Source organism: Imperialibacter sp., assembly GCF_040222385.1.
Taxonomy (GTDB): domain Bacteria; phylum Bacteroidota; class Bacteroidia; order Cytophagales; family Cyclobacteriaceae; genus Imperialibacter.
The window spans coordinates 88,093-112,257 of the sequence record NZ_JAVKDF010000039.1; the positions used below are offsets into that span (position 1 = coordinate 88,093).

The window sequence follows — 24,165 nt, forward strand, 5'->3', positions numbered from 1 at the left end:
CTGGTACTTAAATCTCCAAGACGATGACTAGATATTTCTTGAGTGCCTGTTTATGGATCATTGGTAGCTATGCAATCTCCCAACCGGTTGGTTGGGAGGTTGATCCTTCTGAATACGAGTATTCAGCGTCATTTACCTGGCAGGTGCAATTCACCACCTCCATTGCTGTTGATGGGTCGGATTACCTGGCGGCCTTTGTTGGTGACGAAGTAAGAGGAGTTGTGTCGAGTCTTTATCATCCTGCTTTTGAACAATACTTTTTCCCGATTCTGGTATACAGCAACTCGGTCAACGAGGCAGGGCTCACTTTCAAATATTACGATGCATCCGAGGACGCTACCTATCAGATAGATAATGAGTACCAGTTTGTACTTGATCAGTCAAACGGAAGTTATTCCGATCCACTACTTTTTACCATTGATAACCGGCTTTCACAAACGATAGTGTTTGATGCATTGGAGACGGTTAGCTACGGAGTGGGGCCGTACGAGTTGACTGCCAGCGCTACTTCAGGGCTCACCGTAAGTTATGCTAGCTCCGATCAGACCGTGGCCACTGTTTCAGGAAGTACCCTCACGGTGGTGCGGGCTGGAAGTGTCATTATCACTGCCAGTCAGGAAGGAGGTGGTGCCTACCATGCCGCAGACGATGTGCCACAAACACTGGTAGTAAATCAGGCAAGTCAGACCATCACTTTTGACGCTATGGAAGATGTGGACATCAGTGTGGGAAGCGTGCAGCTTACAGCCAGTGCAAGTTCCGGCCTGGATATCGCCTATAGTCTTGTATCTGGTCCGGCCACCTTATCGGGAAACTCTTTGACTTTGACCGGCACCGGGGAGATTGTGGTGGCGGCCGACCAGGAAGGAGATGCCAACTACCTGGAGGCGGCCCAGGTGAGCCAAAGTTTTTTAGTAACCGATGCGAGTAAGCAAGATCAGCAGATTGTATTTGATGAACTGGAAGAGAAAAGCTATGGCGGAGGCTCCTTTGAGCTTCGTGCGTCAGCTAGTTCCGGTTTGTCTGTGAGCTATGCTAGTTCCAACACAGAGGTGGCGATTATTTCAGGAAGTACGGTGACGATCATTGGTGCGGGTAGCACAGAAATCACTGCCAGTCAGCCGGGGAATGACGACTACAATCCGGCTGAGGAGGTAGTGCGCACGTTGGTAGTTAATAAGGCATCGCAAACGATAAGCATAGATTCGCTGGCCAACGTGAATCTAAGTATGGGCAGCATTGAGCTGACGGCATCTGCCACTTCCGGACTAGAGGTGGCGTTCACGCTTCTTGGTGGCCCGGGTGTTTTGTCCGAAAACATACTTACGCTTACCGGAACAGGTACTATTCACATCGCTGCTGATCAGGCGGGTAATGATAACTATGCAGCGGCTGACCAGGTCTTGTATAGTTTTTTAGTAACTGAGGCTGCCAGGCAGGCTCAATCCATCACGTTTGGGGCATTGGATGAGAAAACATATGGTGACGAATCGTTCGAGTTGACGGCCACGGCGAGCTCGGCGCTCACCGTGACTTACAGTAGCTCCAACGACAGTATAGTATCAGTTTCCGGAAGTACCGTGACGATCATTGGAGCCGGCTCGGTGATCATCACGGCTAGTCAAGCAGGCAACGACGTGTATGAGGAAGCGCCAGACAGGGTGCAGCTATTGATCGTCAATAAAGCCAACCTGACGGTGGTAGCTGACGACAAGACCATCACACAGGGTGAAGATGTTGGGGAGTTTACCGTGAGCTACACGGGTTTTGTGAATGGCGAAGACGCAGCGTCGCTCGACGTACAACCCACGGCGTCGGCGTCCGTTGCGGATGCATTACAGCCTGGAACCTATTCCATTAAAGTGTCTGGTGGCAACGATGATAATTATTTGTTTAGCTATGCCGAGGGGACGCTTACCATCAAGACTGTACTTGGTTTGAAGGAAAGGGAATTTATCCATGTTTACCCAAATCCAGCGACGGATTACCTGATCATCGAGTCCTCTAATATCAAATATGTAGAGGTGCTTGATTATACTGGAAGAACGTGGAAATCGCAGGAATTGACTAATGGAGAAGTGGATCTTACAGGTTTACAGGAGGGCATCCACCTGCTTCGCCTAAGTGACAGTGACGGCAGGGTGGTTTCCACCATGCGATTCATGAAAAAAGGGTAGACTTCAATTTCCACAGCGACAACAACAACCCTCGCCTGAAGGTCAGATGGCTACTTAAAACCCTGGAGGTCTTGCAAAATCTCCGGGGTTTTTGAGTTTTGATCAAGAAATGAAAAGGCTTGGGAAGCAAGAGACCTCTCTTTCTTCTGCTCAAAGCTTCACTGGCCCGTTTTCTCTACTTTTCTTTTGTTTTGAAAAAAAAACTCGATATCCATTGTGTCTGGAAATCAGAAGGGACGTATTTCCGGCCGTTCCACACTTTACCACTCAATCATCACCATGAGGTTGGGCGCAAATTGAATGGCGTTGCGTTCTTTGAGCCTTGGTGCCGGATTTCCTTTCCTGGTTACTATGTCAGTCAGATTGACCTGGTTGTAAGCATTGATCAACGAAACACCAAAGGTGGCCGACAGACGGCGTTCTTCCGTTGGCGGAATGGTGTAAGAGGCCGAAATATCCAGCATGTGAACAGCCGGATACCGGTAAGGGAGAGCATCGAAAGGATTGGTAAGACTGGTGCCTCCTCCCGGACGGCCCCCAGACTGTCGCCGACTGCTTTCTTCGAGGAAAAGATTTTCTGCCTGTATCATGTCCAGCGAGCGGCTCGTCAGTCCGGAATTGAGTCTCCATCCTGCCGACATTTTCCATCGCCCTCTTTCTACAAGGCCTCCCAGGTAAAAAACATTGGGCTGGCTGAATTTGGAGTCGTAGGTGACGTCCAGGGCAGAATCCATCGCCACCTTGGACTGACTCCACGAGTAACCGGCCCATATCGCAACACTTTCATTCACCTGCTTTTTTATGAAAAAGTCAACTCCGTACATAACGTGGTCGGCGGTAAGGTAAATCCCCCTGTTGTTGTAAAACCTCTTGTCGCTATGGTAGGTCACGTTGTTGGCCGTTTTATAGTACCCTTCCAGGTCAAAAATCCACGAATTGGCGCTTACCACGCCGCCCACCATTGCCTGGGTGCCCGATATAATATTGTCGTCGGTACTGGCCAGCAGCCACAGCTCGTTGTCGAAACCACCGCTGGAAAACTCCAGGTTTTTCACCTGGCTGAGATACTGTCGGTACCAGCCCAGCGAGCCTTTGAGTGTAAGGGCCTGGTGTGGGTAATAGTTGACAAATAAGCGGGGGGTGACCTGAAGGTTATTGGTCAGGTCGTAGTAGGTAGCCCGAACCCCAATCTGGGCATAAAGTTTCTTCAGGCTGTTCCACTCGAAATTGACGAAGGGAGAGAAAGACTGGGCTTCAGCCTGGTTTGACAGAACGACGGGGACAGTGTCACGTGGATTGGTGAGACTGTAGTTATAATAGGTTTGTTGAAACTGATAGTCTATTCCAGTCTGCAGCGAGTTGGCATGTGGCAGCTGGATGTCGACCTCTTCCTGAATACTATAGTCCTTAATACCGTTCAGCGAATACCCCCCCGACACACCCGGCGTAGGGTTTTGAATGGCCATGCCTATCAGATAAGCGTATTCATAATCCGACACGGTAACAGACAGCGAAGAGGTGGCCTTTTGCGTCATCGCATATTTCCACTGGAAATTGAAGCCAAGGTTTTTTACCTGGTTTTCTTCAGGTACATCTGTAGCGATTTCTGTTTTGGAGCGTGTAAAAATGGAAGTGAAGTAGAGCTCGTTTTTGCGATTGGGCTGAAAAGTAACCCTTCCGTTGTAATCTTCGAACAAAACATCAATGTTTTCCCGCACCCTACCGGCAGAGTCGGCCAGTGCAGATGCGGCAAATACCATTTGGGAAATTGCCCTGAGCTTGGGAGACGAAAAAGTATAAGGATAGGACCGCCTGGCCCCTAATGAAACACCTACTTTTTTACCAGCCAGAGGCACCTTCGTGTAGCCCATCGCATAAAGTGAATTGGTGCCCAGGCCGGTCTTCGGATGGAGGGCCGGCTGCTGGTCCGATTGGATCTCTACAGCGCCACCCACACGCCCACCCATGCGGGGGTGATAGCCGTTTCGGTATACCTTCACCTCTTCCACTACCTTGGGGTTGTAGGGAGAAATGGTGCCAAAGTAGTGCCCTCTATGGTAGATAGGAATGTTGTCAAATAGAATCAGCGACTGGTCGGTAGAGCTACCCCGAATAAACAGATTGCCGGCCCGGTTGTCAGGAGTGGTAATGCCCGGTAATGCGGCCAGCGACGCAAACAGGTCTCCGTCTGTTTCGCCGGGCAGCAAGGGAAGGTCCGCCGTATGAATTGAAATGCTCTGACTGGCAGGGTTCATGTTAATGCCAGAAGTGAGGTAGTCTTCTATAATGACCCTCTTCAGGTGCAGTGTTATCAGGCTCAGCGGAAGGGTGAGGTGCTTGCTGTTGAGCAGCTGGCGGAAGGTGATTGGCCGCCGGCCATAGCCCGGCACATACACATCCACCGAATCACGCATTGAGGGTTTGTAGGAAAATCTCCATTCATCACTGCTTTGGGTAGCAGCTGGCACAGGCAGGCCGTTGACAAGCAACACGCTACCCATGAGAGGTGGAATAGCCTCGCTGGTAGTGGAATCGACAACTATGAGATGGAATTCAGTCTGGGCCAGGCTGATAGCATAGTACTGTTCATTTACCTGATCGAAAGTGAAAGGGAGTGAGTTTTCGACAGTTTCTATGAACGATGGCAGGTCCGTATTTTTCGTGTCAAACTTCTGGTCAATGAGTCCTAATATCTCCGGGTCGTAGGAAAATTTAACTCCCGCCTCGCTTTCAAAAAAGGCAATGGCTTGCAGTAGATCCTGTTCGCCTGCAGATTGCGAAATACATGAAAAGGACAAAAAGCTGGCAGCCACTAAAAAAAACACTCTCATTCTCTTATTCAATACTATTATTCGGACAAATATAACCGATCGTCCTTTAGTTCATAGTTGATGCTAAGAGGGATAAAGACAAGTCTTAAAGCTTCGTCCAGATTGTTATTGGGAAATGAGCCTGTAAACCGCCTGCTAAGGTTGACGGCGCCTGCGTCCGTCTTCAGGCCATATTCTGATTCCAGCGTTTTGATAACCTGCCTGAGGGGGGCATTTTCGAAGGATGATTCGTTGTTCAACCATTGAGGGCCAGCCCCGGAAACCTCCTTTTTTGCTTCCCATTGTCCCTGGTAGTAGAGATGGCCTTCGCCGCCATTTACGATTACGGATGGCTGGTTTGCGGCCGTTGCTTTCACCCGGCCCTGGTAGCAGCTCACCTGCATCCCGCTCTCAAATTCGTGTACCTCAAAGCGGGTTCCCAACACTTCCACTTTTCCGGTGGAAGTAGTTACAGTAAACGGGCTCCCTTCTTCTACCTGCAAAAAACCCTTCCCTTCCAATGTTAGCTGTCGCTGGGTGGCAGACCAGCTTTCGTCCGTCCAGCTAACACTGGAATTAGCAGCAAGCGTAATGGTTGACTGGCCATCGGGGAGGAGAATCTCCCTGGTTTCTCCAGCCACGGTAGTATGGGTGACCTGGCCCGGCAGATTGATGAACCAAATGCCTGCAGCCAATATCATTAAAACGGATGCAGCGACGGAGAGAGGCAGCCAGAGCCTCCTTACCTTTCCCTGCTTTTGCTGCCTGGTGACTGCGTCGGCAGAAAAAACGTCAGTTTCCAGACCGGGCGTCCAGCTGTCCACTTCATCAAGTATCTGCCTGAACTTGAGCAAGTCTTCCCGGGCAAAGTGCTCCTTTAGCTCCTCTTCTGAAAGCTCTCCGTTCGCCCATCTGGCAAGTTGTTGGTCTTTGAAGTCCTCTGCCATAAAAACCCTTGTGTTTACTATTAAAACGAGATATTCAGTGATAACCCTACCTACAATTTCAAATGTTTTAATTCATCCAGCTTCTCCTTCAACAACTTAAGAGAACCGGAGATGTGTTTTTCCACTGTTTTGATGGAAAGGTCCAGGGCTTCGGCTATTTCCTGGTTCTGCATCTTGTCTATCCGGCTCATAAGAAAAACCACCCGCTGCTTTTCCGACAGGGAGGAGATCGCATCTTCCAGGTGCGTTTTAAATTCCTTCTCCCTGTAGAGGTATTCAGGATTGCTATCCATCTGCGTCTCTGACATTCCTTGGCGGTACTGAAATTTCAGCACCACTTTTTGGTGGTCGGCATCATCCAGAAACAACCGGTTGGCTATGGTGTAGAGGTAGCTTTTCGATTTTTCGAAGTCCACCTTGCTGCAATTGTTCCACAGCCGGATGAACGCTTCCTGGGCAAAATCCTTGGCTTTCTCCAGGCTCCCCAATTTGTAAAAAAGAAAGTTCCGGAGAGCGGAGGCGTAGTTTCTGTGTACCTCGTGAAATACCTGCTCTTCACAAATTGATTTGCCCATGGCCAGCTGACTGATGATTGATTGGCCTGCAAATTAAAACAATGTCCCGATATTTGATATTTATGGCGCTGGTAACCATAGCATCACTGTAGAAGACGCCGATAAAAAGATTTCGTATTCAAATACTTCGGCCATCCGTTACTGGTCGTCCGCCATTTTGGAGTAGATTATCGAGCCAATTGGGCAGCCACAATGCTATGGCCCCGGCACGTATACTTGCGGTTGCTGTTCCTTCCGATCGACCGGGTATGCTCGTCGCTCGTCCTGACCCTGTGGGGTAGCTGCCTTTCGTAAGAAAGCTTTTCATAGGCTGCTTCGCCGCTATTTATCACAAGGGCAGTGTTGCTTTGAAAGTACTTTTCTTCACTAACAGAACGCAAATCCGTCGGCGTGCAGTCGCCTTCGCACATTGGTTCCATGACCAAAAGTCGCTTTCCCAGAACACTCTTGACGTTGCACTCGTTTCTATAGTTTTTAAAAGTAGTTTTTCCAGGAACCTCTGCCTGGGTCCGTGCAACGTGCTGCACTGCCAGGCCCAGGAACAGGCAGAGGCCTATCGTAAATTTTTTCATTTGGCGAGGGTGATTGATTTGAAAATGAAGCGGGAGCACTTGGTAAGCCCCGCCGAATTGCTCAGGTTTCTCCTTTCAATCTTCGGATGTCTTCAATCAGACGACTCATCTCCAGCTGCAAGGTGCCATTGTAGATCCCCCGGATCCGGAGCTGGCTATCCACCAGTACCACGTTTTCGGTATGCAGAAAATCAGAATCGGCGGTGACACTTTTCCCAAAGCCTTCATCAGCAAAATAGGATTCTCTTCCCAGGGTGTACAGATCGTCTTTCTCCCCTGTCAACAGATGCCACTTATCGCTTTGAATCCCTCTTCTTTCCGCAAAGTCGTGCAAAACAGCTACGGAATCTACCCATGGCATCACGGTATGAGACACTAATAAAACGGAGTCGTCATGTTCAAACTCCACCACCACCCGCTCCAGGTTATCCGTCATTTTGGGGCATATCATTGGGCAGATAGTGAAAAAGAAATTGGCCACGTATACCTTTCCCTTCAAGTCACTTTCTGTTATAGTGTCACCATTTTGGTTTACCAGCTTAAAGGGAGCAATGGTATGTATGTTGGCATTGCCGATTGCCTCATCGTCAAACCACTCGGGGGTAAAATCGGCTTGTGAGTAAAAAGGAAGACCTACGCTTACCTCTTTTGGATCACGTGGGCCTGAGCATTGCGACAGTATGCCAACGCATACAAGGCCTGTTAGTAATCTATTTATCATATATGGCAGAGGTTAGTCGTGTGATTTGCTCCAGTTCAGTATCAATGTTCTTACAGCGTTTTACACCCACCAGTCCATAACGCCTCCCATCTTCACGGATGACGTAGTTCGACCTGATTTTCCCATCGGGCCTCCACATTTTCTGCGATCCGAATGGCTGGCCATCTACATAGTTGAGGTCTTTTGCCAGCAGTCCGCTTTGGTACCACTCCTGGTGGTTGCCAGCGCTCTTGCCTGTTACAAAGTGATACTGAAATTTCAGGCTGCCATCAGGGTAATACCCGGTGTGCGTGCCATGCTTTTCTCCTTTCACGTAGGGTCTTACATACATCACTTCTCCGGTGGGGTAATAGCCATAGCTGACCGACTCTAGTAGTCCTTCGGAGTAAGCTGATTTGCTTTTCAGCGTGCCGCCGGGATAGTATTCCACCAGGTATCCGGAAAATAGCCCACCCTCATAATGGAGCCGACCTTTCTTGTCCCTTGATAAGGTCTCGTCGCTTTCCGCTACTTCAATATCCGGTATCAGCGGGCCGCAGCCCGCCAATACCAGAAGAATTGAAAAACAAAAAATAACCTTCATATCACTAAAAAGTAATAGTCCCGGGGGTTCCAAAATAACCGTCGCCATTGATCCATGGTAGGTCATCGGTAGCGTGGTAATGATAGATCCCGTCGGGGAAGTCGGCTGTTGCTGAGGTGTGTCCATGATAATCGTCCAGGTCTTCGTTGGTCAGCCTTTTGCCATTTTCAAAAGGTCCGTAAACCGGAAACCCGTCAAGTAGAAAGCCAAGAAAGGCGTCGTCCCCTTCATTTTGGGTAATGTAAACCGGCTCGGTATGGTAGTGGTACATTCCCTGCTGCTGAGGATGTCCTTCGTATTGATCAAAGGTGTTGAGCTCATCCAGGATATCGTCGCCCGGGGCTGCGGCCTGGTTGAAGAGTGCCACACTGTTCACAGCAATACCTATTGGGCCCATGGAGGTGGCCTTGTGGGTTGAAGCCTCCTCCGGAAACCGTGGAATTTTCATCACAATGTTCTGAGTAATAATATTGTGGGGATTTTTCTTGAAGTCGGGGTTGTTGGGCTCTTCGTAGGCCTCATACAACGCATTGCTGTTTTCGTAGTACATGCTTTTGTGATCGGGCTCATCTTTTGTGGTGATGGTAATGTTGTTTTCTCCAACCACAATAGTGAGGGCGCTATTGTTGGTGAACTTATCGACCAGAATGCTGACATCGTTATTAATTTCTAGGGTCGGGTCTTCGTCGACCTCTATGTCATCAGCATCGTCTTCGCCTCCACAGCCGGTCATGCCGGTTAAACAAAAAATAGATAATGCGACAATGGAATGCCTGATACTTGTCATGTTAATTGGTTTTAAGTTAGCACAATTGCTTTTGCATCATTAAAAGGGGAGGTGAAGCAGAACCCTACCCTGGCTTTAGAAATTTTCTGAAGAAATAATTTATGCCTGACTAAAGATGGTAAAGGATAGGTGGCAAAACGGTCAAGTAGAAGTGCAGTGATGGCTTTGTTTGGATTTATCTTTTTTTCATCCTGAAGCATCAAAGACCATTTATAAGAAAAGCTATTGATAATAGAATCAAAACGTGGCTAACATACGAGCTGGTCGTTGGCCGCAACAGTCGGATTAACCGAATTTGTTTCATTAATTGGTTTCTTAAAAATTAACAGAGTCTTGTTAATCAATATATAAAATAGCCCCCCCAACGGACTATGACAAAAGCCGCTGAAAAGCGGCTTTTGTCATTTTGTGCCATGCACGACAATCAGTAAGGTAAGGTGGAGACTTTTACAACCTCACAATGATGTGGTTAAAATACGTTCACCCCTTTGCCTGTTGTTATGAGGCTAAACAAGCTTTTCTCTATCAGACCTCCCCAGGCATCTGAGCAGCCTCCGTAACATTCAAATGTAGGGACCAAGCCACAATGGGTGAACTTGAGTTCTGTCTGGTCTCCAGCCGGGGTAATATCAAACTGCAGTTTGGTATTTGTCCACTCGTCCTTTTTGTCTACAAAGCTCAGGTTGCTTTCAGTGACCAGCCAAACCACTTTATCATTGGGAAACATTTCCACTATTTTTTGCTTCGAGAAGTGCATGTCACCCATTTGATAGGTGAACTCATCGTTGAGTTTGTCGGTATTCCCTACCACTTCACCTTGCCACCAGCCACGCACATTATTAATCGCTGCAAATACTTCTGCTGGTGTTTTATCTACCACGATTGTGGTTGTATAACCTTTTTCTTCCATGACTTTTATTTGTTTGGTAAGCCCCATTTTTCTACTAATTCAGCATTAAGGCCACCTTCTTTAGGGTTGGGCTTTCCGATTCCTGTTGTAATTAAGCTTTGTAAGCTACCTTGTATGTAACTCGACCATGCATCTTCGCACACCTGGTAGCATTCGTATGACGGCACCAGTCCTTCGTGCGTGAATACAACCTTCGTTTTGCCTCCTTCCTTGCTGATGTCAAAAATCAATTTTGTATTGATCCATTCAGTTTTGTCTTTCACAAAATTGAAATCATTATCGACCACCTGATACACCAATTTCTTATCGGGAACCAACTCAATAAGCTTGATTTTGCATAAATGAACGTCTTTGTAGTGATAGAAAAACGTTTCATTGAGCTGGTCAGTGTTGCCTTCGATATCATCTGACCACCAGGCTCGAAAATCTTTGATGGCGTTGAATGCTGTCTTCGGTGTTTGATCCACCAAAATGCTGGCGGTGAAATCTTTGTTTTCCATTTCTGTCTTATTTGCTTGAACACTATTTGTTTGTCATCTACCAATGCCTGGCTGCTGTTGTTTCCGCAACCTGCCATGATCAGTGCAACAGATGTTGCCCATATTTTCCTTATTTTCATCGTGACGTGTTTTATGAAAGTGATTAAATGCCGGTTTTGGGTTGATAAGTGATGGCTAATACTCCCGAGACAAAAGCTTTTGTATTAATCAAGTGCAGTCTGTCACCCGCAATCCCTGATGCTTTCCCTTTTTTTAAAACGGCTTTCAGTTTCCCCATGCAAAGAAACCATCAAAATACCACCTTTAAGGGGTGCTAAATAGACATTATGATGGGTTGATTTGGACAAGTCCTGCGAGTACATTTGTAGAAAAACAAGTGAAGCATCTAACGATAATCATACCTCACGGAGAAAATAACCTCAGCAGTATAACGGGGACGTATGAGATATTTACCCGGGCCAATAAGTATTGGAAAGAAAATACCGGAGAGCAATTATTTACCATACAGCTAGCGGGAACTTCAGAGGAAGTAGCGTTTGATGCGGGGCTGTTTACAGTAAAGCCTCACACGACTATTTCGGCCATAGCCAAAACTGACCTTATCGTGATTCCCTCGCTAAATCATAATTATGAGCTTGCGTTGAAGGGAAACCAGCCCCTTGTAGATTGGGTAGGTGAGCAATACAAATACGGAGCTGAAGTAGCATCCATTTGCACAGGTGCCTTCATGCTTGCTTCGTCGGGGTTGCTCGACGGGAGAGTTTGCTCCACGCACTGGTCGGTGGCCGAAAACTTCAGAAAAATGTTTCCTGGCATAAATCTACAAACCGATAAATTGATTACAGACGAAAAAGGGCTTTACACTAATGGCGGTGCTTATTCCTTTCTCAACCTGGTGATTTATTTGATCGAGAAATACTATGACAGGCCAACAGCCATTTACTGCTCGAAAGTATTTCAGATCGAAATAGATAGGAATACCCAATCTGAGTTCACCATTTTTCGTGGGCAAAAAAAGCACGATGACGAAATGGTGCAGGAGGCTCAGGCCTATATCGAAAAATATTTGGCCGAGAAGATTAGCATGGAAGAGCTATCGTCAAAGTTTAATGTGGGAAGAAGGAATTTTGACAGACGATTTATCAAGGCTACGGGGAATACCCCCCTCGAATACTCTCAAAGAGTAAAAATAGAATCAGCAAAAAAGGCGCTGGAAAATACCCGCAAAACAATCACCGAAGTAATGTATGAAGTGGGTTATTCTGACGTAAAAGCATTTCGTGAAATTTTCAAGAGGTATACCGGAATGTCTCCATTGGATTATAAGGGTAAGTACAATAAGGATTCAGTGATGCAATAAAGTTAAGCTTTCGACCCATATTAAAATCAATCTTTGCGGGCCACTAAAATCCTATTTTGTGATAGTTCTGTGGTAATACAAAATAGGATTGCATTAGGACACTGTTTCTGTAAAAAAGCGAGAAGTCTAAGTTTGACCCCGCAGGCACGCAATGGACCGATTTTGTTTTTTTGACTAAAAGCTTGATGCTAAATCACCGGGAACACAGATCGATTCTCACTTGCTTGTTACCGCATTCTCCAACATTTTGACAAAAGCTGGTTGATTCCAGGCGCCGCTGTCGTGTCCCATAGACGTGTAGAAAGACTGGCCTTTACCAATTCGTTTGCGCCAGGCCACTGGGTGATCTTTCCCCATACCAAAATCCTTTTCAGTCATCCATAGCATGTTGCCGCTGGGGTTGATGCTCTCCCCGTTTATTGTATAGACGATTTGGAAGCCTTTGTTGCGAGGATTCTCCAGGAACACATACCATTCATCAGAGTGGGTGAATCGACCAGGGAGACCAGCTGTAATCACACTGTCAGCACTTGTGTCCAGCATGACGGTAGTCTCCTGAAACTGTGGGTTCAGCGAGTGGTGGGAGAAAGTAGCTCCCATCAGGTTGTCAGTATACCAATCCCAGTGATGCGAATTGTCGCCAGCACCGTGGATGCCTATCAGGCTGCCGCCATTGGTGACATAGTCTTCCAAATGCTGCTGCTGTTCGTCGTTTAGCACACGACCAGTGGAATTGTTGAAGATAACCGCATCGAACTGTGCTAGCTGGTCTGCGTTAAAGATGCCACCCTCCTCTGTGTCGTAGACAAACCAGTTGTTCTTGATGGCTAATCCAGCGAACACCTTCTTGCCAGCTTCAATAGATTCTCCATGCCTGAAGCCAGTAGCCTTGGAGAAGAGAAGCACAGTAGTTTTGTCTGACGGAATGTTGATGTTTGGTGCTTCAGTTTCGTACGACACCGGAAAGCCATTCTTTATTTTGTATATAAAGCCCGCCATGAGCCCACATAGCACGACAACTACTCCAAGCACCGACCAAAGGGCTATTTTTAAAAACTTTTTCATGGGTATAGGGTTAGGGTCTTTCTTTTATTTTTGAATAAATTCAATGCTGGCCAGGCCGGCAAATATCTTCGTGGCATCAGCACATTTAAATGTGAAAACGAGGGTGTGCGGGCCGTCAACCGGGTCGATATCTACCACCATCTCTTTAAAACCAAGATCAGTGAGGCCTGTCTCGAAGGTACCAGAACCTATCTTTTTTCCATCAACGCCGTCAATCAACACATTCATTGAGCCGCCTGAGAAGTAGGTTGGGGCGACCACTAAGTTTAGCTTCAGCTTACCTACGCCCGTCAGGTCGACGTCATCATACTGGAGAACAGCATTATCGCTGGGTAAAGTCATGGTCATATCTTTTTCAATCCCAGGCATCATGCCTGCTGTAACATTGAAAGTCATCACATTCTTTTTGCGGCTGAACTTATCACCTCCTATCATGGGATAGGAGAGTGACAGCACCTTTGTAGCCGTCAGTGGCTTCATGCCGTTGGCACCTTTATCGGTATAGGAGGCAGTGAAGATATAGGTACCTTCTTTTTCAGTCGGCTTATGCTTGTTGAGGGCATAGGAACCTTTGTAGGGGAGGCCTCCCTTAACAGATTTTCCGCTCAGCGACAGGATATAGGCAATCATTTTCTCTGTGTCGGCATTGCTTAGCTGTGGGTGTGGCGACATCATCAAGTCGCCCCAAACGCCGGAGCCACCTTTGATTACCTTCTCCACGAGGTTTTCTACAGCTCTTTGCTGTCCTTCATATTTATTGGCAATGTCAGTGAAAGTTGGGCCCACTGACTTGTCCTTCAGTTGGTGGCAGGCCTTACAGTCTGAAGCTTCTACCAGCGCCTGGCCCACGAGGTGAGCCGACGCTTCCATATTGGCCTGATGGCCCTGCATCACTTCTGTCAGGTCGTGACCTCTTTCGAGATAGTCGGCCGTGAACGTAACCGACGATGGATCGATGCCCTTGTTGATGGAGCCGTCTTCTGCGTCGGTAAGGGATACCTCATAATTGAATGTCGAGTTGCTCCAGTAAAACGACTGATTGCCCGTGAAGTTAATGGCAATTTGTGGCAGGTCATTGCCTGCAAGCACTGCCGCTTCGGCACTGGCACTTTCACCCGAAGGGTCAGTCACGACAAGACGTACCTTGTATTCTCCCGGTGTTTTGTATTCGTATTTTGGATTCTTTTCTGCTGATGTGCCACCGTCACCAAAGGCCCACGAGTAGGTCAGCTGGTCACCGTCGAAGTCTTTTGAAGCGTCTCCATTGAACGTCACTGTCAAGGGAATAGACCCTATCATTTTGTCGGCTTCAATGACCGCAAGCGGCACCCTGTTGCCTGATGAGTAAGTGATGTGGATCAACCTGGCGTCCATATTCTGTGTGAACCAGTTGGTGCCATACTCCAGGGCGTAGAAATCGCCTGACGGGCTAATGACCAGGTCGACCATGTTGTTGAACAACATATTGGGCAGAAAACGCTCCATTCTCACAAAGTCTCCATTGTCATCCAGTGTTACCGCCATTACCCAGCCACGCATCCAATCGTAGGTGAAAAGCTTTTTGTCGTAGTAATCGGGAAGTCGCTGGTCCGACTCAGGGTATCGGTCTTTGTAGAAAACAGGGCCTGCCATGGCGTTCCTGCCACCTTCACCTACCAACGGGTACTCGGTGGATTCCGCATAAGGGTAGTAATACAACGGAGGAGTGGCAGGCGGTAAATCCTTCGCTCCCGTATTGTTGGGAGAGGTGTTGACAGGCTTTTTGGGATCGAACAACGGGCCGGTCTTGTTGTTGGTGTAGTCGTAGTGGTTGTAAGGGAAGTTATTACCCACAAAGTAGGGCCAGCCAAAGTTGCCTGCCTTTTTGGCTTGATTGAGCTCGTCGTAACCCCGTGAGCCGAAGCCTGTGCTGTCTTTTGCGGCGTCGGGGCCCACGTCGCCCCAGTAAAGAAATCCGGTCTTTTGATCGATGGAGATCCTGAAGGGATTACGGGCACCCATCACGTAGATTTCCGGTCTTCCCTGCGAGGCATCTGCGAACAGGTTGCCTTCGGGAATGGAATACGTGCCGTCGTCTTCAGGCTTAATGCGAAGAATTTTACCTCTCAGGTCGTTCGTGTTCGATGCCGACTTTTGTGCATCCCAGGCAGAACGGCCAGGTGTTTCGTCTATTGGGCCATAGCCAGTGGCTCTTGGGCTGGTATTGTCACCCAGCGACACATAAAGCAACCTGTCGGGGCCAAATTCCACCGAACCAGCCGAGTGGCAGCATTCTTGCCGTTGCGTAGGAATGGTCAGTAGCACTTTTTCCGACGCATAGTGCAAAGAATCACCTTCAAAAGTGAAGCGGGAAAGCTTTTGCATAGGCTTGTCACCCACAGGGGAGTAGAACAGGTACACCCAATGATTGGAAGTGTAGTCAGGATCAATGGCAAATCCTAAAAGTCCATCCTCCAGTTCACTATGTACCGGGAAAGTGGTCACAAGCTTTACACTATCGGCGCCTTTTTTGAATAGCTTAATAGCGCCCTTTCTTTCTATAAAGAGGACATCTTCATTGGGAAAAATATCGAGTTCCATTGGCTCATTCAAGTTGAAAGCAAGCACATTTTTCTGGAACCTGTTTTCTTCCGGAGCTACTCTGGAATTATTGTAATCAACAGGTGTGCCGGGGCCGGCTGCATACTGGATGCCGCCCCAAAGCATTTGAATAAAGTCCTTGTCGATCCACGCCTCATCGGTATGCCCCAGGCCTGTGTACCACGACCGGCCACCGTCGAAGTCACGGTACCATGTGATGGGGTGGTTTTCTCCGTTGGTGCCTCCTTCATACGACAGTTCATCGAGGTTCATCAATATGTTGATATCTGACTTGATCTCTTTATAGTTGTACCACTCATCGGTGCGGGGCCAGTTTTCGGGCAGGTGTTGTGTAGAAAGATGGGTTTTGTCCACGACCCGCACCGTAGCATCTCTTACATTCGGATCGGAGGGATGGCCGTTGAAATAAGCACCCACCAGTTCGCCGTACCATGGCCAGTCATATTCTGTGTCGGCTGCGGCATGGATGCCTACAAATCCGCCTCCCGCCTGGATCCAGCGGTTCATTTCCAGCTGCTGGGCATCGTTGAGCACATCGCCAGTGGTGTGCAGAAACACGATTACGTTGTAATTCTGAAGGTTGGCTTCGTTGAAGTCCTCGCTGTTTTCAGTAGTGTCGATCAGGAAGCCGTGCTCCTTAGCAAGGCTCATTATAGCAGCCTTGCCTGCAGGTATCGATTCATGTCGAAACTCAGCGGTTTTCGAGAATACGAGCACTTTGATATCTCGGGTGTCCCGGGTAAAATAAAAGTAGGCGGCGGCGACAAGCACGACCAGTGTCAGCAGGATGATGTAGCGTTTTTTCATAATGAAAACTAATAATTAAAGCCAATAGGTATGAAGACCCGGTCAGCTTTTTTGTTACATTTGTTAGAATCTAATAAATAAAGGTAAGTGCTTTATTATTAACATTTATTAAAAATTAATAAATAAATTCTCACTCGACTGACAACCATGGACGGATTGCAGGAAATAAGACATTTTTTGGAGAAGGGGTACCAGGATTACCGGTCCAATGTGTCGGTGGATTGCACTATTTTCGGTTACCACGAAGGCAAGCTTCAGGTGCTTCTGCTTAAAAACAGGCTGTTGTCTCAATGGAGCCTCCCGGGAGGTTACGTGAAGCATACGGAAAACCTGGATGAGGCGGCTGCCAGGGTAACGGCAGAAAGAACTGGCATCGAAAACCTTTTTTTGAAGCAGTTCAAGGCGTTTGGAGACCCTGATAGAAACAGGCTGGAAGGTTTTGACCCGGAGAAGCTGTATGAGATGACGGGCGTCCGGCTGAATGAAGACAGCTGGCTGGCCGGACAGGCTGTCACCATCGGATTTTATGCCATTACCGACATTGTTCATGCCCAGCCCAAAGCCGACATATTTTCGAGTGAAAGCCAATGGTTTTCTATCGACGAGTTGCCTCGCCTGGCTTTCGACCACAACGAGATAGTGCGGGAAGCGCTTTTCAACATGCGGATACACCTGTATCATTTCCCGATAGGAAAAAACCTTTTGCCGCAAAAGTTTACCCTGAAGGAGATCAGGCTTTTTTATGAGGTAATGTCGGGCAAGACCCTCAATGCGTCCAATTTCCCCAACAAGCTGATTTCTATCGGCCTGATCAAAAAGACCGATGAAAAGCTAAAGATCGGGGCTCATCGCTCACCCACCTTTTACACCTTCAACGACGAGGTGTATGAAAAGGCGCTGGAGGAAGGGGTGGTGCTGGTGTAGGTAATACAAAACCATTACCTAAAATTCCTCCCCTCAGGAAAAATCTTGGTTTGAACTACTTCTACTTTAGCCGGTTTCTTTATCCGAAAATAGGGCACAGTGGTTTCGTCAGAACGGGACATGGGTTTATTGGTGTATCTTTTTTTACTTGCTAAGTTGTTATAGGATACTGGAAGCATTGCCATATTGGGGAGAAAGGAGTATTTTCGTCTATGTTTTATCAAGATCGCATCATATCAGACTATAAGATACTTTTGGGAAAGCCAGTGATAAAAGGCACAAGAATATCAGTGGAATTAGTTTTAAAGAAACTCTCAGAGGGAGCAACTGTGGACGAGCTTGTTAGTGATTATCAGGTACAAAAAGAGGATATTTACGCAGCTCTCAATTACGCCGCATCGCTGTTGGCTAATGAGGAAGAACTGCTTACTAAGAAATGATCCTTGCAGATGAGAATCTTCCTCCCAGGATGATTGAACTGCTCAGGGGCTCCGAAATAGAAGTATTTTCAATAAAAGAAAATCACAGGGGAATTGACGATCAGGAAGTAATTAACCTATCTAAATCTCCACCTCGCATTATTTTAACCGAAGACAAGGACTTTGGAGAATGGGTTTTTGCTCATCATGAAGAATCTATCAGCGTAATTTTATTGCGATACAAAAGACCTGACCTCGACCTGATTGCCAACATTGTTATAGATTTAATTAAAGCCAAAGGAGCAAGTCTGTTTGGGAAATATGTTACAGTGACACTCGGTAAAATCAGGATTAGAGAAATTTAATTTATAGAATAGAGTAATGACTATGTGGTTCTCCCTACAAGGGATTTGAACTTCCTTTTGTGTTGCATCACCTAAAATTCCTTCCCTCCGGAAAAATCTTGCCTTGCACCACCTCAGACTTCTTAGGTGGTTTGGACTTTGCATAAGGCACGGTCGTTTCATCAGAACGGGACATGGGTTTTAAGTTCAGGTCTTCTTTCTGCGAATTATTGAGCTGCTGTAGAAATGCCGATAGATTAATCAGGCGCCTGGCAATCACGTGAATTACTTCACCTTCTTTTTGCAGCTGACCTTCCACCATGAGCAACTTCGATTGAATTATTTCTTTTCTATACTTGTCAAATAGCTTCTTGAAAACCACCAGATTGGCAGTTCCTGTTTCATCTTCGATGGTAATAAAGCAAATGCCGCTGGCCGTGCCGGGTCTTTGTCGCACCAATACCAACCCTGCTACTTTGATCAAACCACGGTCTTTTGCGCCTGAGAGATCACGGTTGGGTGTAATGCCAAGTTGTTTGAGTTGTTCCCGTAAAAAGCTGACCGGGTGAGCTTTGATAGACAGGGAAGTGGAGGCATAATCATGGATCACATGTTCGGACAGTTGCATTTCAGGAAGGTCAACCTTTTGCTCGTGCTCATTTTGTTGTTGTGAGGAGAACAAGGCTTTGTGTAGGTGATCTTTGGTAGAGACTTCCCACAGTGCTTGTCGGCGGTCCAGCCCAATGGACCGGAAAGCATCGGCATCAGCCAGCCGTTCCAACGCACTTTCCGATAGCCCTAGCTCCCGTAGTTCGTGCACGCTGGTGTAAGCTTGTTCCCGGCCAGCCGCCAGGAGCTGGATGTCTTCCTCTTTCAGCCCTTTTACCTGTCGAAAACCAAGCCTTAAAGCACAAAATTTACCTTCTTTTTCTTCCAGTGCATAGTCCCATTCCGAATGATTAATATCGAGCGGCCTCACTTTAACGCCATGATTTCTCGCATCGGTGACTAATTGCGCAGGTTGGTAAAACCCCATTGGCAAGCTATTGAGAATGGCGCAGGCAAACACATCGGGGTAGTAGCATTTGAGCCATGAAGAAACGTAAACCAGTAATGCAAAGCTCACTGCGTGGCTTTCAGGGAAGCCATAGCTGCCGAAGCCCTCGAGCTGCTTGAATACACGTTCAGCATATTCTTTCGTATACCCTTTAGCTGTCATTCCATTGACCAGCTTGTCGTGGAAATACGACACTTTTCCCTTGGCCTTAAACGTAGCCATACTTCTCCGTAGCTCATCAGCTTCGGCAGGGGTAAAGCCAGCGGCTACAATGGCAATGCTCATCGCCTGCTCTTGAAATAGTGGCACTCCCAGGGTTCGGCCAAGTATCTCCTTCAACTCTTCGGAAGGATATTCTACAGGTTCTTCCTTATTGCGCCTTCGCAGGTAAGGGTGCACCATATCGCCCTGAATAGGCCCAGGCCTCACTATGGCTACTTCTATCACCAGATCATAAAAGCACCTGGGCTTGAGTCTGGGTAGCATCGACATCTGCGCACGACTTTCAATCTGAAACACGCCTATGGTGTCGGCATGGCAAATCATTTCATAAACTTTCGGGTCATCCTGCGGGATATTGGCCAGGGTAAAGTCTTTGTCATAATGCCTTTTTGCCAGGTCGAAAGCTTTACGGATACAGGTAAGCATACCAAGGGCCAGTACGTCGATTTTAAGAAAGCCAAGTGCCTCAATATCGTCTTTGTTCCACTCAATATTGGTGCGGTCTTCCATACGGGCATTAAGCACCGGACAAAGGTCAGATAGTCTGCCTTCCGTGATCACAAATCCACCCGTATGCTGCCCCAGCTGCCTTGGGAAGCCGATATATTGATGGGTAAGCTCGAGTACTTTTCTAATAGTCGGGTCATCGGGGTTGATACCCTGACTGATGATGCGGTTTTTGTCGAAGCCTTCGTCTTTGAAGTCCCAAATCAGGCTGGAAAGGCGTGTGATGGTGTCCACAGAAAGCCCCATCACCTTGCCTACGTCCCGGATAGCTCCCTTGTGGTGCAGTTGAGTAACTGTGGCCACCACTGCAGCCCTGTCCCGGCCGTATTTATTGTAAATATACTGCATCACTTCCTCCCGTCGTTCGTGTTCAAAGTCTACATCGATATCTGGCGGCTCATTGCGGGCGGCGGAGATGAATCGCTCGAAAAGCAGGTTGAACTTGGAGGGATCTACCGAAGTAATGCCCAGGCAGTAGCAGACGGTGGAGTTGGCGGCAGACCCTCTTCCCTGGCAGAGGATGTGTTGCTCTCTGGCATAGCGCACGATATCGTAAACTGTGAGGAAATACTCTGCGTAATTCATCTGGTCAATGAATTTCAGCTCATAGTCAATATTGCCTTTTACCTCAGCAGGTACACCCTCGGGGTACCTGTTTTGCGCTCCTTTCCATGTCAGATAAATAAGCTCTTCCTGGGGAGTGCGTCCTTCGCTGGTGATTTCTTTTGGATACCTGTATTTTAGTTGATCCAGGGAAAACTGACACTTCCCGGCAATCGCCTGGCTTTGCTGAATGGCTTCCGGGTAGGCCCGGAACAGCCGCTGCATTTCATCCGCTGGTTTCAGGTAACGTTCGGCATTGGGGTGAAGGCGAAAGCCGGCTTCCTGAATGGTGCATTTTTCTCGGGTGCAGGTCACCACATCCTGCAATTCCCTTCTGGTGGGGTGGTGGTAATGCACATCGTTAGTGGCAACTAATGAGATGCCAAGTCTTTGTGAAAGCTGATTGAGGCGGTGAAGCAGTTTGAGATCGTTGCCATCGTAGGGTCGGCTGGCCGCCAGGTGAAGGTGAGTGCCAAAAGCTTCCCGGTACTCTTGCAGATGGATTTTAAAGGTAGGGTCAAAATCAAACGACTCGTTCAATTGTAAAGGAGGGATGGCCACTAATTCAATTCCATCAGCATGTTCGTAAACATCGGCCTTGTACAGCTCGCACTTCCCCTTTTCTGTACGCAGGTTGCCTTTGGTGAGCAACCCAGACAAGCGGGCATAGGCGTCCTTGTCTGTTGGAAAAGCCAGCAGACTGGGGCCGTCCTGCAGGTCGAGGCGACAGGCTGCAATAATGCGGATGTCATGGCCTCTTGTGGCAATGTGAGCCCTAACGATACCAGCCAATGTATTTCGGTCGGTAATGGCAATGGCTTTATAGCCATAGGCAGCCGCCTGTGTCACCAGCTCTTCCGGATGAGAGGCTCCCCGAAGAAAACTGAAGTTGGAAGTGACTTGTAGTTCTGTGTAGGACATGGACTTTTATCTCTAGTTAGGTATTAAAGAATCCATTTTTTACCCCTACCCTAAAGGGAGTAATGGATTCTTTAATACTTGATAATTGCTTCTCTGTTCTGTGAGTATTTAACTAACAGATAGATATTTTTTGGCTTCATTTATCAGTGTAATTTGGAAATTCTTCGGCGCCTAAAGGGAGCTGAAGAATTTCGCAGCAGCTTCAATTTTGCTTCATAAAACCTTTGTTAAGGGTTTAAATAATGACCAAACCTCATTAAGCTTCTCTCCCTTTAGGCTTGAGGTAAAAGAAGCTTAGAGCCATATTTTCAAGCAAAGAACCCATGTACATACCACTGGAAGCTTTCGTCGTCATAATGCCCTGACCGGAAGATCCAGAACCGATGCCCTTCTTTGTCTTCCACCCGGTAATAGTCACGGTGCTGGCCCTGCTGTAGCCACCATTCCTGCTCAATGCGTTCAGGGCCGTCGGCCCGGGCTACTTCATGCACTTTGCCTTTATAGCGAAAAAGCATGGGTGGATAATCGGGAATGGGGGCACTGACTTCAATTTTCTCAGGCCTGTTCAAAAGCTGAAGAGGCCGTAACTTATCCACCCGCCAAAGTGTGCTGGCTTTTTCCTGCAAGGAGATAGCAGACCTGAATGACCTTTCGGGCCAGTAGTGCTCGTCGGGTAAATAACGGTGCACCGCAGCAGAACCAAATTTGCCAGCCAGCTTATCTACTAGTTCCGACAGCCGCATATCGTCCAGCCCGCCCGTTTCTTCCCACAACTGTTCCTGCTCTGGCAGCAGCTCCTCTACTTTGGGTGCCTCCAGGGTAAATAGCTCGATGCCCATGGCTGGCTCCAGCGTTGAAATCTTCACCTCAAATAGTTTGAACAGATGATTGACATGGTGCGTGGGTCGGCTGGTGCCAATCTCCATCTGCACTATTTTGCCATCTACCCTGTAGCCTTTGAAGGTGGCAGTCCGCAATCCTTTCTGCTCCTGCCTGAGGCGATGACAAAGGGTTTCCAGCAATTGCTTCAAGGCGATTTCAATACCTGTGGCGGTGACGATGGGCTCCATGCAGGGAAGTCGTTCCTGATAGGGTTCGGCTGGTACAACGGGCTTCAGCATTTCCTTCACCATTCCCATTGCCTGATCTATTCGCAATAGCAGAAGAGGGCCAAATCTTCTTCTGAGAGAGGTGCGTGGCATTCCAATAAATTGATAAATTTGATGCAAGCCTAATTTGTGCAGGCGTTCCAGGGATTCAGTTTCCAATCTCAAGGCTTGTGATGGTAAGCTTAAGATCGATTCCTTGTGCTTCCCAGGCGGTATGATATTGTCTTTGCCACCAAACCGGGCCACGGCCCATGCGGCACCCACTGTGTCGGCCATAGCAGTTCGCACCTTATAGCCCCTGGTTTCCAGCTTCTTTTCTATATCTGCCAGGTAGGCAGCATCACCTCCCCAAAGGTGGCTACAACCCGATGCGTCAAGGAGAAGTCCGTTGGGAGGATCAATGGCCACCACAGGTGCGTACCGTATGCACCACTCAGCCAGCCGGGTCAATAGCTTTTGAGCAAGCTCGGGCTTATCGTCCAGGGCTATCACCGAAGGCACCGCTGCTCTGGCATCGGCCAGCACCATGCCATCATCTATACCCTTTGCCCTTGCCATCGCATTCGAAGAGGTAATGACCATCCTTCCGTGTGAAGGTGTTCTTAGTACAAATGGAATCTTTCTCAGCTCAGGTTGGCGGAGGGAGAACCAGTCGGTAGACAGGTAGCGAAACCATATGGATACAAATCTTTGGCCCATGGTTTCATCCTGCTTTTCGTTCTTCTGGCTCAAATTGATGCAATACTTTCTCTACTGTCTTCAGCTTACCATTCTGCCACCTTACTTCCCAGGTGCCAGGCTTTCCGTTTCTTACCCTTTGCAGCTCCGCCTGCCATTGAGGAAACCCCACTCCCGGCAACTCATCGATCGCTTCGCCAGGAAGGGAGGCTATTTTCCATCGGGAAACGCAGGCTGTAGTGGTCAACTTTTCAGCATAGGGCCTAATAACAAAGCCTGTCACACAGCTTTGCTCTACCGCCAGTTGCAGCCGTCGGGAAGAGGTGAAGTCCAGGGTAGGCATTTCGCCAACAACAACTGAAACAGAGGGGCACTTCAGTGCTTCTTCAACAGCCCACCATACTTCTTTTTCTTTTCGGAGGTCAATAAAGATGAAACGCTCGGGTGAGATGCCGAAGCTTTTTAAGGCAGGGGGGAAGAGTGTGCGGGCAGCACTGATCCAAAAGCCAATGCCAGCGGGACCCATGACACTACTCAGGAGGGCGGAGACAAAACCGTTGGTGGCGGCTGTGTCTTCTTTGCCGGCCGGCATAAATTCATGGATAGACCCCAGAGGAAAAACACCATTAGGAAAAGCAGCATCCATCAGGCCTAAATGCATCCTGGTGGTAGAGCTACCGGGGGATTTGTATCCTTGCAAACGGAGAATATCTGTTTGTAAAGAGGAAAGTATGTCTGCCTTACTCTGTTGCATGGTGCCCTAAATGGGAGTGTAAAAGCCAATTATATTGGTTTTCAAAGGTAGTGATAACCAACATAATTAGCAATTAATCTATAATTACTAAAATAGTTGGTATTATGAATGATCAGAGATGAATTAGGGCCAATATGCCTTCTGAACCTTCTGTGGGGTGTAGGAGATGTTTTTGAAGCAGATAGGAGAAAAGAGAACTCTGTACTAATTGA

Annotated in this window: 19 protein-coding genes; 5 read left to right on the forward strand and 14 right to left on the reverse strand. The window is 47.8% G+C overall.

The window, feature by feature from the left end; all coding sequences use genetic code 11:
- The first annotated feature begins 23 nt into the window (after nucleotides 1-23).
- A complete protein-coding gene (locus tag RIG68_RS20115; protein ID WP_350126356.1) occupies nucleotides 24-2,177 on the forward strand; it encodes an MBG domain-containing protein in 2,154 nt (717 codons plus the stop codon).
- A 260-nt stretch (nucleotides 2,178-2,437) separates the two neighbouring features.
- Here the strand turns inward: RIG68_RS20115 and RIG68_RS20120 are convergent, their stop codons facing one another.
- From RIG68_RS20120 to RIG68_RS20160, 9 genes are all read right to left on the reverse strand, one after another.
- The gene (locus RIG68_RS20120; RefSeq protein ID WP_350126358.1) at nucleotides 2,438-5,008 is read right to left on the reverse strand and encodes a TonB-dependent receptor plug domain-containing protein; all 2,571 of its coding nucleotides are present in this window, start codon (nucleotides 5,006-5,008) and stop codon (nucleotides 2,438-2,440) included.
- A gap of 17 nt (nucleotides 5,009-5,025) precedes the next feature.
- The gene (locus RIG68_RS20125; RefSeq protein WP_350126361.1) at nucleotides 5,026-5,934 is read right to left on the reverse strand and encodes a FecR family protein; all 909 of its coding nucleotides are present in this window, start codon (nucleotides 5,932-5,934) and stop codon (nucleotides 5,026-5,028) included.
- A 50-nt stretch (nucleotides 5,935-5,984) separates the two neighbouring features.
- Nucleotides 5,985-6,527, reverse strand: coding sequence for an RNA polymerase sigma factor (locus tag RIG68_RS20130; protein ID WP_350126918.1), 543 nt, complete (start codon nucleotides 6,525-6,527; stop codon nucleotides 5,985-5,987).
- Between the two features lie 149 nt (nucleotides 6,528-6,676).
- Entirely contained in the window at nucleotides 6,677-7,081 is a 405-nt protein-coding gene (locus tag RIG68_RS20135) for a hypothetical protein (protein WP_350126364.1), read from the reverse strand.
- A 61-nt stretch (nucleotides 7,082-7,142) separates the two neighbouring features.
- Nucleotides 7,143-7,802, reverse strand: a complete 660-nt coding sequence (locus tag RIG68_RS20140; RefSeq protein WP_350126367.1) for an SCO family protein — start codon at nucleotides 7,800-7,802, stop codon at nucleotides 7,143-7,145.
- Entirely contained in the window at nucleotides 7,792-8,385 is a 594-nt protein-coding gene (locus RIG68_RS20145) for a toxin-antitoxin system YwqK family antitoxin (RefSeq protein ID WP_350126370.1), read from the reverse strand. Before RIG68_RS20145 ends, RIG68_RS20140 begins: the two co-directional genes overlap by 11 nt.
- 4 nt (nucleotides 8,386-8,389) lie before the next feature.
- Nucleotides 8,390-9,172 (reverse strand): YHYH protein, encoded by a 783-nt coding sequence (locus tag RIG68_RS20150; RefSeq protein WP_350126372.1) that lies wholly within the window; start codon nucleotides 9,170-9,172, stop codon nucleotides 8,390-8,392.
- Nucleotides 9,173-9,641: 469 nt separating this feature from the next.
- Nucleotides 9,642-10,082, reverse strand: coding sequence for an SRPBCC family protein (locus RIG68_RS20155; protein ID WP_350126375.1), 441 nt, complete (start codon nucleotides 10,080-10,082; stop codon nucleotides 9,642-9,644).
- A gap of 5 nt (nucleotides 10,083-10,087) precedes the next feature.
- On the reverse strand, nucleotides 10,088-10,582 hold the full coding sequence (locus tag RIG68_RS20160; RefSeq protein ID WP_350126378.1) for an SRPBCC family protein: 495 nt from the start codon (nucleotides 10,580-10,582) through the stop codon (nucleotides 10,088-10,090).
- A gap of 376 nt (nucleotides 10,583-10,958) precedes the next feature.
- Here RIG68_RS20160 and RIG68_RS20165 point away from each other — a divergent pair, with 376 nt between their 5' ends.
- The gene (locus RIG68_RS20165; RefSeq protein WP_350126381.1) at nucleotides 10,959-11,942 is read left to right on the forward strand and encodes a GlxA family transcriptional regulator; all 984 of its coding nucleotides are present in this window, start codon (nucleotides 10,959-10,961) and stop codon (nucleotides 11,940-11,942) included.
- A gap of 216 nt (nucleotides 11,943-12,158) precedes the next feature.
- Here the strand turns inward: RIG68_RS20165 and RIG68_RS20170 are convergent, their stop codons facing one another.
- Nucleotides 12,159-13,007: a ThuA domain-containing protein gene (locus tag RIG68_RS20170; RefSeq protein ID WP_350126384.1), complete on the reverse strand. Its 849-nt coding sequence runs from the start codon at nucleotides 13,005-13,007 to the stop codon at nucleotides 12,159-12,161.
- A gap of 24 nt (nucleotides 13,008-13,031) precedes the next feature.
- Nucleotides 13,032-16,415, reverse strand: coding sequence for a ThuA domain-containing protein (locus tag RIG68_RS20175; RefSeq protein WP_350126387.1), 3,384 nt, complete (start codon nucleotides 16,413-16,415; stop codon nucleotides 13,032-13,034).
- A gap of 147 nt (nucleotides 16,416-16,562) precedes the next feature.
- Between RIG68_RS20175 and RIG68_RS20180 the strand changes: the two genes are divergently transcribed.
- The 3 genes from RIG68_RS20180 (at nucleotide 16,563) to RIG68_RS20190 (ending at nucleotide 18,123) form a co-directional block, all read left to right on the forward strand.
- Nucleotides 16,563-17,339, forward strand: a complete 777-nt coding sequence (locus RIG68_RS20180) for an NUDIX hydrolase (RefSeq protein ID WP_350126390.1) — start codon at nucleotides 16,563-16,565, stop codon at nucleotides 17,337-17,339.
- 212 nt (nucleotides 17,340-17,551) lie between these two features.
- Nucleotides 17,552-17,779: a DUF433 domain-containing protein gene (locus RIG68_RS20185; RefSeq protein WP_350126393.1), complete on the forward strand. Its 228-nt coding sequence runs from the start codon at nucleotides 17,552-17,554 to the stop codon at nucleotides 17,777-17,779.
- Complete coding sequence (locus RIG68_RS20190; protein WP_350126396.1) at nucleotides 17,776-18,123, forward strand: DUF5615 family PIN-like protein; 348 nt, start codon at nucleotides 17,776-17,778, stop codon at nucleotides 18,121-18,123. Before RIG68_RS20185 ends, RIG68_RS20190 begins: the two co-directional genes overlap by 4 nt.
- Nucleotides 18,124-18,190: 67 nt before the next feature.
- Here the strand turns inward: RIG68_RS20190 and RIG68_RS20195 are convergent, their stop codons facing one another.
- The 3 genes from RIG68_RS20195 to RIG68_RS20205 all read right to left on the reverse strand — a co-directional run bounded on the left by RIG68_RS20195 (nucleotide 18,191) and on the right by RIG68_RS20205 (nucleotide 23,953).
- Nucleotides 18,191-21,412, reverse strand: a complete 3,222-nt coding sequence (locus tag RIG68_RS20195) for an error-prone DNA polymerase (RefSeq protein ID WP_350126399.1) — start codon at nucleotides 21,410-21,412, stop codon at nucleotides 18,191-18,193.
- Between the two features lie 308 nt (nucleotides 21,413-21,720).
- Nucleotides 21,721-23,220 carry a Y-family DNA polymerase gene (locus RIG68_RS20200; protein WP_350126402.1) on the reverse strand — a complete coding sequence of 500 codons (1,500 nt, stop codon included), beginning with the start codon at nucleotides 23,218-23,220 and terminating at the stop codon, nucleotides 21,721-21,723.
- Between the two features lie 4 nt (nucleotides 23,221-23,224).
- Nucleotides 23,225-23,953, reverse strand: a complete 729-nt coding sequence (locus RIG68_RS20205) for an ImuA family protein (protein WP_350126405.1) — start codon at nucleotides 23,951-23,953, stop codon at nucleotides 23,225-23,227.
- Nucleotides 23,954-24,165: the final 212 nt, after the last annotated feature.